We start from the raw sequence: 14,299 nt of genomic DNA, 5'->3' as shown, positions 1-14,299 counted from the left end.
CCAAGCTTAAACCTCAGGTGCTCAAATGCAAGTCTAAATCGCCACTTTTCAAACTTAAAACGGCTTCACCTGCCGGATTTTCATCAAGCTCTCCCATCTCGACCAGATGCAAAAATGCGGCACGCTGGATCAGGGCATTGATTCCAAAACGTACATGCACATAAGGTCGCAACTCATCTTTATATTCACGCATAAAGATCGGATGTTCAGCATCCACAATAATCAGGTCTTGGGTTGTGGTGCCCAGTTGCAAATAGCTCAGTCCATTAATCTCGACCTGATCGACCTGATTGACCAATAAAGGTTCATCTTCCACTTCAATTTCAATCATTTCTACCGGTGTTTTTAGGTAGAATTTTCCCTGCTCTTTCCAAAGGACGGTTGCAAACAGGTCAATCATGGCTTGGCGTTTGATCAATTGACCTTCGTGCCACCATTCTCCATTGGCCAAAACCTTCAGATCCATTGTGCCACAATGCTTTGGCTGCCATTGCTCCAAAGGGGGAATTGACCTTTTGTGACCGCCCTGTGCATCTTTTAAGTATTGCGCGATATCCATTAAATTTTTATCATCAGGAGAAGTTACTTTTTTCGTCAGATGTTTGCTGGGTACTGGCTTATCCATAAAAGAAGACCTTAATGACGGAAAAATAATATGTTTCAGCCAATTGGCTAAAACTCGGTTTAAAACTATACTAGCCCAGATTATCAAAGACACCAGTATTTTTGTGTCTAGGAACCAAGAACACTTATGGCAGCACCCAATCATCCGATTATGGTTGCCACCGAATAGTAATATGAGGAGTCCTACATGGAACACATCGAACGTGAATCGATGGAGTTTGACGTCGTCATCGTCGGCGCAGGCCCTGCGGGTCTATCTGCTGCGATCAAAATCCGTCAACTTGCAATTGAAAACAACTTAAATGATTTGTCCGTTTGTGTCGTAGAAAAAGGCTCCGAAGTTGGCGCACATATTCTGTCTGGTGCTGTGCTAGAACCGCGTGCCATCAATGAATTGTTCCCGGACTGGAAAGAACAAGGTGCGCCGCTCAATGTGCCGGTGACTGAAGATAAAACCTTCTTCCTGCTTTCAGATGAAAAATCACAAGAAGCACCACACTGGATGGTGCCAAAAACCATGCACAATGATGGCAACTACGTCATCTCGCTCGGCAATGTGGTGCGCTGGTTAGGCCAAAAAGCAGAAGAACTGGAAGTTTCAATCTTCCCGGGCTTTGCCGCCTCAGACATTCTGTATCATGCAGATGGTACGGTAAAAGGCATCCAGACCGGTGACATGGGCATTGGTAAAGATGGCGAACCGACGCATAACTTTACTCCGGGTTATGAACTGCATGCCAAATATACGATTTTTGCTGAAGGCTGTCGTGGTCACCTCGGTAAACGTCTGATTGAACAGTTCAATCTGGCCAAAGATGCAGATCCACAGCATTACGGGATCGGCATTAAAGAACTCTGGGAGATTGATCCTGCCAAGCACAAACCGGGTCTGGTGATGCACGGCGCCGGCTGGCCATTGAATGAAACCGGTTCTTCAGGCGGCTGGTGGCTGTATCACGCTGAAAACAATCAGGTGACTTTGGGTATGATCGTGGATCTGTCCTACACCAACCCGCATATGTATCCATTCATGGAAATGCAGCGCTGGAAAACCCATCCTTTAATCAAGCAGTATTTAGAAGGCGGCAAGCGTATTTCTTATGGCGCCCGTGCCGTGACCAAAGGTGGCTTTAACTCGTTACCGAAGTTCACTTTCCCGGGTGGCTCACTCATTGGTGATGATGCCGGCTTCCTGAACTTTGCCAAAATCAAAGGCTCACATACCGCAATGAAATCCGGCATGCTCTGCGGTGAAGCGGTATTTGAAGCGATTGCGGCTGGTGTGGAAAAAGGCGGTGATCTGGCGATTGCACGTGTGGTTGAGGGTGACGATTTCTTTGTTAAGGAACTCACCGCTTATACCGACAAGTTCAACAACAGCTGGCTCAAAGAAGAGTTATACAATTCACGTAACTTTGGCCCGGCGATGCACAAGTTCGGTCAATGGATGGGTGGTGCATTTAACTTTATCGACCAGAACGTGTTCAAAGTACCATTTACCCTGCATGATCTGGTGCAAGACCATGCTGCACTGAAAACCCAAGCCGCTGAAAGCTTCAAGCCAAACTATCCAAAACCGGATGGCAAGCTGACTTTTGACCGTTTATCTTCTGTATTTGTCTCGAATACCGTGCATGAAGAAAACCAGCCTGCGCATTTAAAGCTGACTGATGCCTCTATTCCGGTTGAAGTAAACCTGCCTAAATGGGATGAACCGGCGCAGCGTTACTGCCCGGCGGGTGTCTATGAAATCATGGAAAATAATGATGGTTCAAAACGTTTCCAGATCAATGCAGCCAACTGTGTGCACTGCAAGACCTGTGACATTAAAGATCCGTCTCAGAACATCACCTGGGTAACACCAGAAGGTGGCGGTGGTCCTAATTACCCTAACATGTAATTAGTATCCGAATATGTAATTCGGCTAGTCCTTGCGCGAGTTCATACCCTAACATGTAATGTTAGGGTAATCTTGCGAATGAGGAATATATTCCGCAAGTTCTCATATCCGAATATTTAAGCTCTCATGAGAACAAAATAAACCCGCTTTCGAGCGGGTTTATTTTCTGGAGAATGACGATAATATTATTTTTAAAATCGAATAAGAACTCTTATCAGATCATAAATTTCAAAAAAATTTCGGCCAATTTAACCGCCCTTTTTCACCAGATAATGAAATTCTTTATTGCCGTTTTCATCCAGTCGCTCTTCCTGCAACAGCAATTCATGTCCCAAGTGTATGCAAAATTTTGGAATATCCCAAGAGGTTGAATTATCGGTAGCAAACACCTCAACCACATCACCGGCTTTAGATTTACGAATGGCCTGATGCAACATCATGACTGGCTCAGGACAACGTAAACCTCGGGTATTTAATTGCAGGCTTGGGATAATTTCAGTTGGGGACATCGATAGACTCAAGAGTGGAAGACTGAAAATATTTTAGCATAATCCCGCTCGGGCATTGCGGCTTTGCCAAAGTACACACGACTAAACGCAGCCCTGACTGATACGATCATGCCTGCACATCATATTTACAATAGACAAGCGTATTTTCTGCGGTATGATAAAACCACGTTTTTTTAGATATTAAGAGTCTTCAGGAAAAATCATGCACGAGGAATCAGGCCCGTCGTGGGGTATGCGCGGCTTACGTAAATGGCTGGGAACTGCACCCGAAACTCGCGACGAACTGCTAAAATTAGTACAAGATTCACGTCGATTTTTAGAACCCGATACTGTTGCCATGCTTGAAGGTGTACTTGACCTTCCGGCAACCAAAATTCGCGAAGTCATGACGCCTCGCACGTCGATGATCAGCTTACAGGAAGATGACCAACTGCTGGATATCCTGCATGTGTTGGTCGAATCTGCGCATTCGCGTTTTCCGGTCTTTTCCTCCGATCAAACCGATAATGTGGTCGGCATTCTATTGGCCAAGGATTTATTGCCTTTTCTGACCGAACCAACCTCCAAAGTCGATATTCGCGCACTGATGCGTCAACCCTTATTTGTGCCAGAGAGCGCCCGTTCCGATCAGGTGCTGCGGATGCTGAAAAACACCCAGACCCATATTGCCGTGGTGATTGATGAATACGGCACCACCTCGGGTCTGGTCACGCTGGAAGATATTCTGGAAGAAATTGTTGGTGAAATTGAAGATGAACATGACAATGCCGATGAAGAGGCGCAGTTCATTGTTCCGGATAACGATCCAAACACCGCCAATACCTGGATAGTACAAGCTCTGACCCCGATTGAGCATTTCAATAATATGCTGGATGCGAATTTTTCTGACGATGAAGTGGAAACCATGGGTGGCTTGTTATTACAGGAAATTGGTCTGGTGAACGATCTTGAAGGCCAGACCATTGAACTGGAAAACTGGCAATTTACCATTCTTGAAGCAGATTCACGCTCTATTCACCTAATTCGAGCCGTGCGCCAATGAGAGCGTATTTCGACAAGCTGTTGAGTTCTGATCAACAGCAAAAACCGTTGCCGCTGATCTATCCTGTTTTAATTGCCTTATTTGCAGGTGCTATCTTCAGTTTGGCATTGGCTCCCTATCATTACTGGTGGCTGGCCATCCTGTCTCCGGCACTGCTCTATGCCTGCCTGCGTGGACGTAGTGCCAAACAGGCCTTTGGAATTGGCTGGGCCTATGGAATTGGCCTATGGTTTGTGGGCGCATTCTGGCTGTATACCTCTATTCATGTCTACGGCGATACTAGTGCATTTCTCAGTGTTGTAATGATCTTGATCATGGCACTAGTGATGGGCCTGTTTAGCGCCGTTCAAACCTTTGTCTATCGCCGCTTTTTCCCGGAAACCCCTTTGACCTTTGCCCCGCTTTGGGTTCTGTTTGAATGGTCTAAAACCTGGGTCTTTACCGGTTTCCCGTGGTTGTTTGCCGGCTATGCCTTTACCGAACGCTACCTAGATGCCTATGCACCTCTGTTTGGGGTGTTTGGAGTATCTTTTGTCGTGATTATTCTGGCCTGTGCACTGGTCGAAATTCTGAACCGACGTCTGTTCTGGGCGGTTCCTGCTGCAATTTTACTATTCAGTGCCTGGGGCGCGGCTCAATTGAGTTTTGTGCAACCAAAGAATGAAAAGCCGCTTACGGTTTCTCTGATTCAGGGCAATATTCCGCAAGATCTGAAATGGCTGACTGAATATCAGGTAAAAACTTTATTGATTTATGCCAATCTGAGCAAGACCGAATGGGGCCGTGACCTGATTGTCTGGCCAGAGTCCTCGATTCCGATGTTCCAGACCGATATTGAAGCTTTTCTCGAAGCGATGAAAGTACAGGCTGAAAAATCCGGTACTGCATGGGTCACCGGCATTCCGTATTGGGACTTACCAGAATCACAAGCTGCGGGTTATCCGAAATATTACAACAGCATTATGGCCACGGGTGATGAGTCGGAGGGTTTGTATAAAAAGCAGCGCCTGGTGCCCTTTGGTGAATATATTCCGCTGTCAGGCTGGTTAAGCTGGGTATTGCCAGGTCTACAGAATGATCCCTCTATGAGCGGCTTTACCCGTGGGGCGGACAATCAAAAGCCCTTGAATGTGAAAAACCATCCTTTAGGTTCCGCAATTTGTTATGAGGTTGCTTATCCAAACCTGACACGCCGCAATGCCAGTCAAAGTGACTTTTTAGTTACGGTCTCGAACGATGCCTGGTTTACCGGCACGGCAGGACCTTTGCAGCATCTACAAATGGTGCAAATGCGCGCTAAGGAAAATGGCCGATGGTTTATCCGTGCCACCAATACCGGCGTGACCGCCTTTATTGACCACAATGGCCATATTGTGAAAAAAGCCCCGATGGATCAGGAAGCGGTACTGCGGGGTGAACTTCCAGCCATGCAAGGCGAAACACCTTATATGAAACTGAGTGATTGGCCGGTGATGATCTTCTCGATTCTGCTCTTGCTGGTGGGCTGGCGCTTCCGTCCCCGTAAAGTGGATGTCAGTTTTAAGTCGAGAAGATAATTTCTTCAAGTCCCTCTTTTACAAAGGGAGATTTAGGTGAATTCCTAGATATAACATCTTATCAATCTCTCCTAAGCTCCCTTTACGAAAGGGACGGACACTCAAGGCAATAAAAAACCGAGGTCAATGCCTCGGTTTTTTATATTTCAAATTTTAGAACTGAACTGCTAGATAAGAAATCATACTGGCGAGGGATAACATTGGAAGATAGCGGTAAGTTTGCACCATCATATTTTCGAATACAGACATCTGCCGTTGTTTTAATTGCAATACCGAGGCTTTCAATGCCGACCAGAAGCACAATGCAAATAATGAACTCATCAAACTGATGGCAAAAAAACCTACCATAATCTGGCTGCTACCCTCGGTAGTCTGCCATAAATGCAGAATGCCCTGACTAATCGGTAACATGCTTAAAACCAAAAGAACAGATTTCAGCATCGACCAATGAAATTGGTTTATTTCATCCCCTAAGATTAATGCTTTCATATTCTTCTCCGTTGGCTCGTCAAGTGCCGTTCAGATCATTATGAGCCTTTTTGAGTAAATAGAAAGTCTATATTTATTCATATTTTACGATAATTGTAATAGATAAATATGGGAATAATTCTTATTATAACTCGCATATACAAATTATTAATTAATTACAATAAATATCAAAAACTTAGATTATAATTTATAATTAAGAGTTATTATCACTTCACTTAGTATTGAAAACATCTATTAAGTGAAGTGATATATTCCATCTATTGAGAGTTTATATTGATTCTCAATCAAGGCTGATAATAAATATCAGCATCGGTGCCTTCACCACCCGACTGACCATCTGCACCGAATGAATACAGATCAAAAGTACGACCATTTGTGCCCGGCATCACATATTGCAGATCATTATCCCAACTGTCTTTAGGATAGCCGCCCTTGACATAGCCGCCCGGCAACCAGTTTTTCGCAGTCGCTGGCTGATTCACCAGTGCATCCAGACCACCTTCCTGCATGCTTGGATATTTGCCATTGTCCAGCTTATATTGGTCCAGTGAACCAGCAATACTCTGTAACTTGATCACAGTGGTATCCACTTTGGCCTTTTCACCGCGTCCCATCACGTTCGGTACAATCAGTGCAGCAAGCACACCGAGAATCACAATCACCACCATCACTTCGATTAAGGTAAAGCCCGTCTGTTTATTTAATTGATTCCTTTTCATTCAATCTCTCTCATTCATTTGCATCATTCACAACATTCAATTTAATTTTAATACCACAGGAATTTTAACTTGATTCTGTTTAAATCATATTATTCATATTGACGATTGGCAGCATCACCGCAATCACAATGACCAAAACAATACTGGCCATTAGCACCAGCATTAAAGGTTCCAATAAGGCCAGTAAAGTCGAAATCAGCGTGGTGACTTCCCGATCCTGCATCTGTGATGCACGCTCCAGCATGCGATCCAGTTCGCCCGAGGCTTCGCCACTTTTGATCATTTGTACCATCATCGGCGGAAAATAACCACTGCGCTCCAGCTGGGTTGCCAGGTTGCCGCCTTCGGTGACTTTTTCCGCTGCCAGATTGACCGCATCACGAATCACCCAGTTATTACTGACTGCAGCGCCAATCCGTAGGGCATCGACCAAAGGCACGCCTGACTGGGTCAAAATGGACAAGGTACTAGCAAAACGTGCGGCATTAATCCCGCGTGATAATTTTCCAAATAAAGGCAGTTTCAGGGTTAAACGGTCGAAGGCATAATGCCCGGCTGTGGTTCTCAAGAATCGTATCAGCAGGGAGATGCCCAAGAAACCGCCAACCAAGAGAAATGGCCACGCAATACGAATAAAATCACTGGCTTTCATCAAGGTGACCGTAATCCACGGTAAGGCATCTTTGCTTTGATCAAAAGTCTTGACGATATCTGGCACCACATAAGTCATCAGCCCCATCACGATGGCAAAAGACATCAGCATCAGAATAATTGGATAGACCATCGCGCCTTGAATTTTTTTCTGCATGGCAAAACGGTTTTCGGTATAGTCAGCCAATTGATCCAGAATCAGATCCAGATGCCCGGAACGCTCACCGGCCGCAATGGTGGCAATATACAATTCTGGAAACCGCCCGGACTGTTGCAGACCCTGCGCCAGACTATGCCCCTCCAGAACCTTGGAACGCACCGACATCAGCAGATTTTGTACATGTACTTTTTCGCTTTGCTTGCCAACGGCGCGGATGGCTTCTTCCAGCGGAATCGCGGCAGCGACCAGTACAGATAATTGCCGGGTCATTAAGGCCAGATCATAAGCGGTAATGCTTTTTTCAAACCATTTCCGCCGATCATGTTTGTCTTTTTTCTCGACAGGATCAACAGAGACCGGAATAAGTGCTTTATCCCTTAACTGTTGCCGGATCTGACGTGCAGAATCCCCCTCCAGCACGCCTTTTTGCTGCTTTCCTGAAGCATCAAGCGCAATAAACTGATATGCAGGCATTGTAATGCTCTAATTTTCCAAAATTTTGCTTAACGCTGTTGCGTCAGACCACCGAAATCATTCATATTCTTTGATATAAATTATCTGCTCACTCTACCATAATCGAACTTTAAGCACGACGAAATTTCTTCAGGATATCCAGCACCAGACATGCAAAATTCTCATACCGATTCTAGTCCACTTTGTCGCGTACGCGTTGCTGTACCTGTGCATGTATTCGATTGTTTTGATTACAGCATGAATGCAGAACAATTTGAGCAGGCCCAAGTCGGCGCACGCGTATTGGTATCTTTTGGACGACAGAATCTGGTTGGGGTGATTATCGAAAAGCTCTCCGCAGATACTCCGGTCGACCCACGTTTTAAACTCAAGCCCGTCACTGAATTGCTGGATGAACGTGCCATCATAGACCCTAAAGTTTTAAGTTTGTTGACATGGTCGGCACAGTATTATCAGTTTCCGATGGGTGAAGTGGTGCACAGTGCCCTGCCAACGCTGTTACGCCAAGGTAAGCCTTATAACCTGCTGGCCCGCACCTGGAAACTTCTGAACCCTGATGCTGAAGCTAAAATACGCCGTTCGGAAAAGCAGCAGGAAGCCTACCGGATTTTAAAACTGCATCCGGTTGGCACCACTGAAAATGTATTGAATTTGGCCGGAATTGAAACTGCGACCTTAAAAGCACTGGAGAAAAAAGAGATTTGTACCTGTGTGCTGGAGCCACAAGATTTCAGTCCACAGCCGATGCAATTGGCGCAAATGCCGCTAACCGCTAATCCTGAACAGAAACATGCCATTGATCAGGTATTAAAGTATCGCAATCAATATCAGGCTTTTTTACTGGATGGTCTGACCGGCAGTGGTAAAACCGAAGTCTATCTACAAATCATGCAACAGGTGCTGAAACAGGGCAAGCAGGTTTTGGTGCTGGTGCCGGAAATTGGTCTGACCCCGCAAACGATTAGCCGTTTCCAGTCGCGTTTTCAGTGTCATATCGCGCTATTGCATTCAGGCCTAAATGATACAAAACGTCTGCAAGCCTGGCAGGCAGCAGAAACTGGCAAAGCTTCAATCATCCTCGGCACACGTTCCGCCATCTATACCCCCATACCGAATTTAGGTCTGATCATTCTGGATGAAGAACATGATTTGTCTTTTAAGCAGCAGGAAGGCTTCCGCTATCATGCCCGCGATGTGGCGCTGTACCGCGGCCATTTACAGCAATGTCCAGTGCTGCTGGGATCAGCGACGCCAAGCATTGACAGTTATGCGCTGGTTGAATATGACAAAATGCAGGTGCTGGAGCTGAATCAACGTGCCGGCACAGCCTTAATGCCGAAAATCCATATTCTGGATTTAAAGGTGGCACAGAAAAAGCATGGCATCAGTCTGCAATTGATTCAGGACATCAAAAAGCGTCTGGAGAAAAAAGAACAGGTACTGATCTTTTTAAACCGCCGTGGCTATGCTCCCGTCCTGCTTTGTGGCAGTTGTGGCTGGCAGGCACAATGTCCGCACTGCGATGCCAATTTTACTGTGCATCGCCAGCCTTATCAGCATCTGCATTGCCATCACTGTGGCACCATTCACCGGATGCCGGAGCACTGTCCGCAGTGTCAGCATCAGGAACTGGTCACACTGGGTATGGGCACTGGCAAGGTCGAAGAACATCTGAATGAACTTTTTCCGGATCATGAAGTGATTCGGGTCGATCGCGATTCCACCAGCCGGGTGGGTAGCTGGCAAAAAATCTATGACAAGATTCAAAAAAGTGAACCCGCGATTCTGCTCGGCACCCAGATGCTGGCCAAAGGGCATCATTTTCCTTATGTGACGCTGGTGGCGATTCTGGATATTGATTCCGGTCTGCTCAGTGTGGATTTCCGTGCCACCGAACGTACCGCACAACTGATCGTTCAGGTCGCAGGCCGGGCTGGACGTGGTGAACACAAAGGCGATGTCTATTTGCAGACGCTCAGACCGGATCATGCCCTGCTGAATACCTTGGTCAATGAAAATTATCGTGTGTTTGCCCAGCAGACCTTAAAGGAACGGCAAATTGCCCAGATGCCGCCTTATCGTTATGCCATCCTGATTCGCTGCGAATCCAAGGATCAGGCACAAAACACCGAATTCTTACAGAAACATGCGGCATTCCTCAGGCAATATCCTGATCTGGCGCTGGACATCTGGGGGCCAATTCCTGCGCCGATGGAACGTAAGGCTGGGCGCTATCAGTCGCATATGGTGCTCTTGTCAGCAGATCGTCCACGTTTGCATTACTATGTGCGCAGCTGGTGGCAGAATATGCTGCAGGACAAACCTTCCAGCATGAAGCTGACACTGGACATTGACCCGCAAGAACTCAGCTAAGAGAATTGCATCTGAGTCCATGTCCGGGACATACGCATCAACGTCTGGATCAAGCATAAAATTTAGGACAGGAAAATGTCGATACTGTTACAAATAACACTGGTTTTGGTGGTCGCACTGTTAATAGTGCCACTGAGTAAAAGGCTCAGACTACCAAGCGTACTGGGCTATCTGTTAACAGGACTGATCTTAAGTCCGGGTGTTTTGCATCTGATTCAGACTCCAGACCTGATGAACAGTTTCATGAACGTCAGCCTGCTGGCACTGCTGTTCTGGATCGGGCTGCAACTCAGACCACAACGCATCGCCCAGATCAGTCAATCTCTGTGGATGACGGCTGCTTTGCAGGTACTAATGAGTACCTTGATTTTTAGCCTGCTGGCCTGGATTTTTCTACAACAAAGCCTGCTTGCCAGTATTGTGATTGGACTTGCTGGCAGTCTGTCAGCCATGACCTTGGTGATTCAACAACTCCACAATCAGGAACAGTTTGCCACCAGCTATGGTCAACAGACCTATTCAATCCTGCTGCTGCATGCCCTGCTGGCCATTCCTGTGATTGCCGCCATTCCTTTATTTAGCGGAATTCCCTCGACCGAACACGGAGTGGCTTATTTTGCCGCAATGATCACCACTTTTACCGGCTTGTTCCTGTGTAATCGCTATCTGATGCAGCCACTATATCGCTGGATTGCAAAAAGTGGCAGTCACGAACTGCATGCCATTGTGGCGATTGCGGTAACTTTGGCACTGCTGCTCTTGATGAATACGCTTGGACTGAATCTGTTTCTTGGCGCTTTATTTGCCGGGATTTTACTGGCAGATTCAGATTTCCGGCCCGCGGTAGAAAGCACCATTCGGCCTTTTCAGGGCTTATTGATGGGCCTAGCCTTTATCAGTCTGGGCATGTCATTACAGCTATCTGATCTGTTGAATTTCCTCTGGATCATTCTCGGTGGCACTTTCACTTTGATCTTGGTCAAGTTTGCAATCAGTTTGGTATTGGCGCGTTATCATCAAAATAGCTGGCGCAACAGTAGCTTGCTGGCAGCCAGCCTGGCACAAGGTGGCGAGTTTGCCTTGCTGGCGCTGGTGATTGCGGTATCCGACCAGATCATCGCAGCCAATCTGCTGTCTCCCTTGCTCTGGATGGTGAGTTTCTCATTATTACTTAGCCCGGCATTTTACTGGTTATTACACAGTCAGGTTTTACCGCGTCTGGATCAAAACAATCATCTGGCTGCGACCTTTGAAACCGATTCCAGTCCTCAAGCCAGCCCCCCTATTTTGCTGATTGGATTTGGCCGCTTTGGACAAATTATTGCCCGGATTTTACTGCAACAACAGCATGCATTTAGTGTCATGGACAGCAATGTGCCAGCCACTGAACTGCTTGCGCAGTATCAAATTCCTTTCTATCAGGCCGATGCGACAGAGCCAGAAACTTTGGCACATGCAGGAATTGCGATGGCCCAGCAAGTGATTATTGCCATTGATGATATTGAAGATTCGATGCTGATCGTGCGGTATATCCGGCTGAATTATCCTGAAACTTGTTTATGGGTACGCGCACGTGATCGTCATCATGTGCATCTGTTACAGGATTTAGGTGTAGAAAAAATCTGGCGTGAAAACTACTTTTCAGCACTGGAAATGAGTGAGGCTTTGTTAAGCCAGTTGAATACTGCTCCGGAAGAAAGTCAGCAACAGATTGAATACTTCCGCGCACATGATGAAAAATTACTCAACAGTCAATACCATCTAGATTCGGATCAACACGCAAGTTATGAACATCACCGCAGTAGCTTGGCAGAACTCGAACATCTGTTTGCGCAGGATCAACGCAACAAAGTTCAAAAAACAGATACACAGCCGCAACAGGATACAAACGGCGCAGGAATTGATGCGTTAAGAGATGATCTGTCATAACTTGTGTTTTACAATAATGACACCATTAAAGCAGGGTTATGGAGAATTTTATGTCTGATTTACGCCAACGCTTTTTTATTGAAGATAGCCCTGTTCGTGGTGAAGTGGTGCATCTTGAAGAAGCTTTACAAACCATTTTAGCGCAACGTGACTATGCACCTGCGGTCAAGATTCTGTTGGGTGAAATGCTCACTGCGACTGCACTGCTTGCCAGCACCTTGAAGATTAAAGGGCGTATCAGCCTGCAAATTCAGGCATCAGGCACATTTAAATGGGCAATGGCTGAATGCAACCACTTGGGTGAAGTTCGCGCTTTGGCGGACTATGAAGAAGATCCGCACTTTCTGGTGGGTGAAGATAGCAGCACCATCTTAAAGTCACTGGTTTCTCCAGTGCTGTTTATCAATATCGAACCAGAATTTGGTGAGCGTTATCAAGGTATTGTGCCGCTGGACAAAGAAAATCTGGCTGGCTGCCTCATGCAGTATTATGACCTGTCTGCACAGATTCCAACGCGCATTGTACTGGCAAGCGACCATCAGCGCGCCGGTGGTTTACTGATTCAGCTATTGCCACGGAATAGTGAAGAAGAACAGCGCCGTGTTGATGAAGATTTATGGCCGCGTCTGACCATGCTCACTGAAACCTTGAAAACTGAAGAACTAATCGGCCTGCAAGCCACTGACATTCTTTACCGTTTATATAATGAAGAAGAAGTGCGCTTGCCAGAAACTGAAGCCTTGAAATTTGGCTGTACCTGTTCTAAAGAGCGCTGTGCAGTGGCCTTACAACAGATTGGCGTAGAATCAATACGTGAAACACTGGAATTCCAGAATCCGATCAAAATGGATTGTCAGTTCTGTAATAGCCAATATACCTTTACAGCCGAAGAGGCCTTAGGTCTATGTGGTGAACATCTAAGCTAAACGGTGCTAAGCATGAGTTTAAAAAAGCATTCCTCAGGAGTGCTTTTTTATGTTTTAAAATTTACATGACGAAGCTCAACAGAGCATATTTACCTCCAGTAGAAAACCTGCCTATTCACTGAATCCGATCCTCAGATAAACCCCACCTCAAAATCCCATTTAAATTATAAGACTATTCACATTAACAAAGACCAAATAATCATCGTTTTAAAAAAATTATGAGAATACAATCACATTTTATAGTATTGATTTAATTATGCTTTTAAAATAAATTAGAGTAATAATTCTAAAATGAATACAGTATCAAATTTAACAGGTATGTTATGAAAAAATTATTGAACACTCTAGTGATGGGGATAAGTTTGGCTGCGGTTTCTAGCTTGGCCTTTGCCTATGAAGATCCATTAGTGGGTAAATGGAAAACCATTGATGATCAATCAGGCTATTCTCGTGCGGATGTAGAAGTTCGTAAGAAAGCGGATGGTAGCTATGAAGGAATAATTGTCGCAACACGTAGCTTGCCTGGCGCAGAGAAAATGGGCATCTGTCATAAATGTCCAGGTCAGCTCAAAGACAAACCGTTTATAGGCCTGCCGTTTATCTGGGATTTTAAAGCAGATCCGAAAAAGCCACGTGAATACCATGACGGCAAAGTGCTTGATCCGATCAGTGGCAAAATTTACAAAGGCAAAGCACGCCTAAGCGCCAATGGCAAACGTCTAACCTTGCGTGGTTATGTCGGTGTCTCAGTAATTGGCCGCAGTGTAACCTGGATAAAACATTAATTTCAGAAAGATTTTCAAAGCCTCTGTATCAGGGGCTTTTTCTTTGTCATGATTTGAAACAATAAGGTACAAATAAAAACTGTTTTGGCGCAGCTAAAGTCATAATAATGGATCGAAGACGGTTATTTTTTATCCATTTATGATGATCAATCTTCAGCCTTG

General features: G+C 45.6%; 12 protein-coding genes. 7 read left to right on the top strand and 5 right to left on the bottom strand.

Annotated features, from left to right (window positions below; all coding sequences use genetic code 11):
• Positions 1 to 13: 13 nt before the first annotated feature.
• On the bottom strand, positions 14 to 625 hold the full coding sequence (locus FTU44_RS05790; RefSeq protein ID WP_005095365.1) for a DUF1285 domain-containing protein: 612 nt from the start codon (positions 623 to 625) through the stop codon (positions 14 to 16).
• A 186-nt stretch (positions 626 to 811) separates the two neighbouring features.
• On the opposite strand from FTU44_RS05790, the gene FTU44_RS05785 reads away from it, so the two are divergent.
• Positions 812 to 2,524, top strand: coding sequence for an electron transfer flavoprotein-ubiquinone oxidoreductase (locus FTU44_RS05785; protein ID WP_005095364.1), 1,713 nt, complete (start codon positions 812 to 814; stop codon positions 2,522 to 2,524).
• A 248-nt stretch (positions 2,525 to 2,772) separates the two neighbouring features.
• On the opposite strand, the gene tusA is transcribed toward FTU44_RS05785, so the two are convergent.
• Positions 2,773 to 3,033 carry a sulfurtransferase TusA gene (gene tusA, locus FTU44_RS05780; protein ID WP_180049803.1) on the bottom strand — a complete coding sequence of 87 codons (261 nt, stop codon included), beginning with the start codon at positions 3,031 to 3,033 and terminating at the stop codon, positions 2,773 to 2,775.
• 202 nt (positions 3,034 to 3,235) lie between these two features.
• On the opposite strand from tusA, the gene FTU44_RS05775 reads away from it, so the two are divergent.
• Together FTU44_RS05775 and lnt are read left to right on the top strand one after the other, a co-directional pair.
• Complete coding sequence (locus tag FTU44_RS05775; protein ID WP_005095361.1) at positions 3,236 to 4,075, top strand: HlyC/CorC family transporter; 840 nt, start codon at positions 3,236 to 3,238, stop codon at positions 4,073 to 4,075.
• Positions 4,072 to 5,631 carry an apolipoprotein N-acyltransferase gene (lnt, locus tag FTU44_RS05770; RefSeq protein WP_180049801.1) on the top strand — a complete coding sequence of 520 codons (1,560 nt, stop codon included), beginning with the start codon at positions 4,072 to 4,074 and terminating at the stop codon, positions 5,629 to 5,631. The genes FTU44_RS05775 and lnt overlap by 4 nt, the downstream gene beginning before the upstream one ends.
• 153 nt (positions 5,632 to 5,784) lie before the next feature.
• Here lnt and FTU44_RS05765 read toward each other — a convergent pair whose 3' ends face one another.
• The 3 genes from FTU44_RS05765 to gspF form a co-directional block, all read right to left on the bottom strand.
• Positions 5,785 to 6,120 (bottom strand): hypothetical protein, encoded by a 336-nt coding sequence (locus tag FTU44_RS05765; protein WP_005095358.1) that lies wholly within the window; start codon positions 6,118 to 6,120, stop codon positions 5,785 to 5,787.
• A 284-nt stretch (positions 6,121 to 6,404) separates the two neighbouring features.
• Positions 6,405 to 6,839 (bottom strand): type II secretion system major pseudopilin GspG, encoded by a 435-nt coding sequence (gene gspG / locus FTU44_RS05760; RefSeq protein ID WP_005095357.1) that lies wholly within the window; start codon positions 6,837 to 6,839, stop codon positions 6,405 to 6,407.
• A 79-nt stretch (positions 6,840 to 6,918) separates the two neighbouring features.
• Positions 6,919 to 8,124, bottom strand: coding sequence for a type II secretion system inner membrane protein GspF (gene gspF / locus FTU44_RS05755; RefSeq protein WP_180049800.1), 1,206 nt, complete (start codon positions 8,122 to 8,124; stop codon positions 6,919 to 6,921).
• 150 nt (positions 8,125 to 8,274) lie between these two features.
• On the opposite strand from gspF, the gene FTU44_RS05750 reads away from it, so the two are divergent.
• The 4 genes from FTU44_RS05750 to FTU44_RS05735 all read left to right on the top strand — a co-directional run bounded on the left by FTU44_RS05750 (position 8,275) and on the right by FTU44_RS05735 (position 14,137).
• Positions 8,275 to 10,497, top strand: coding sequence for a primosomal protein N' (locus FTU44_RS05750; RefSeq protein ID WP_180049798.1), 2,223 nt, complete (start codon positions 8,275 to 8,277; stop codon positions 10,495 to 10,497).
• Between the two features lie 75 nt (positions 10,498 to 10,572).
• The gene (locus tag FTU44_RS05745) at positions 10,573 to 12,426 is read left to right on the top strand and encodes a cation:proton antiporter (protein ID WP_100329312.1); all 1,854 of its coding nucleotides are present in this window, start codon (positions 10,573 to 10,575) and stop codon (positions 12,424 to 12,426) included.
• A gap of 50 nt (positions 12,427 to 12,476) precedes the next feature.
• Entirely contained in the window at positions 12,477 to 13,352 is an 876-nt protein-coding gene (locus FTU44_RS05740; protein WP_005095347.1) for an Hsp33 family molecular chaperone HslO, read from the top strand.
• A 323-nt stretch (positions 13,353 to 13,675) separates the two neighbouring features.
• Positions 13,676 to 14,137, top strand: a complete 462-nt coding sequence (locus tag FTU44_RS05735) for a DUF2147 domain-containing protein (protein WP_005095344.1) — start codon at positions 13,676 to 13,678, stop codon at positions 14,135 to 14,137.
• Positions 14,138 to 14,299: the final 162 nt, after the last annotated feature.

Origin of the sequence: Acinetobacter sp. YH12105 (genome assembly GCF_013419095.1) — a bacterium.
Lineage (GTDB): Bacteria > Pseudomonadota > Gammaproteobacteria > Pseudomonadales > Moraxellaceae > Acinetobacter > Acinetobacter pseudolwoffii.
This window is presented reverse-complemented; position numbering and strand designations above follow the sequence as displayed.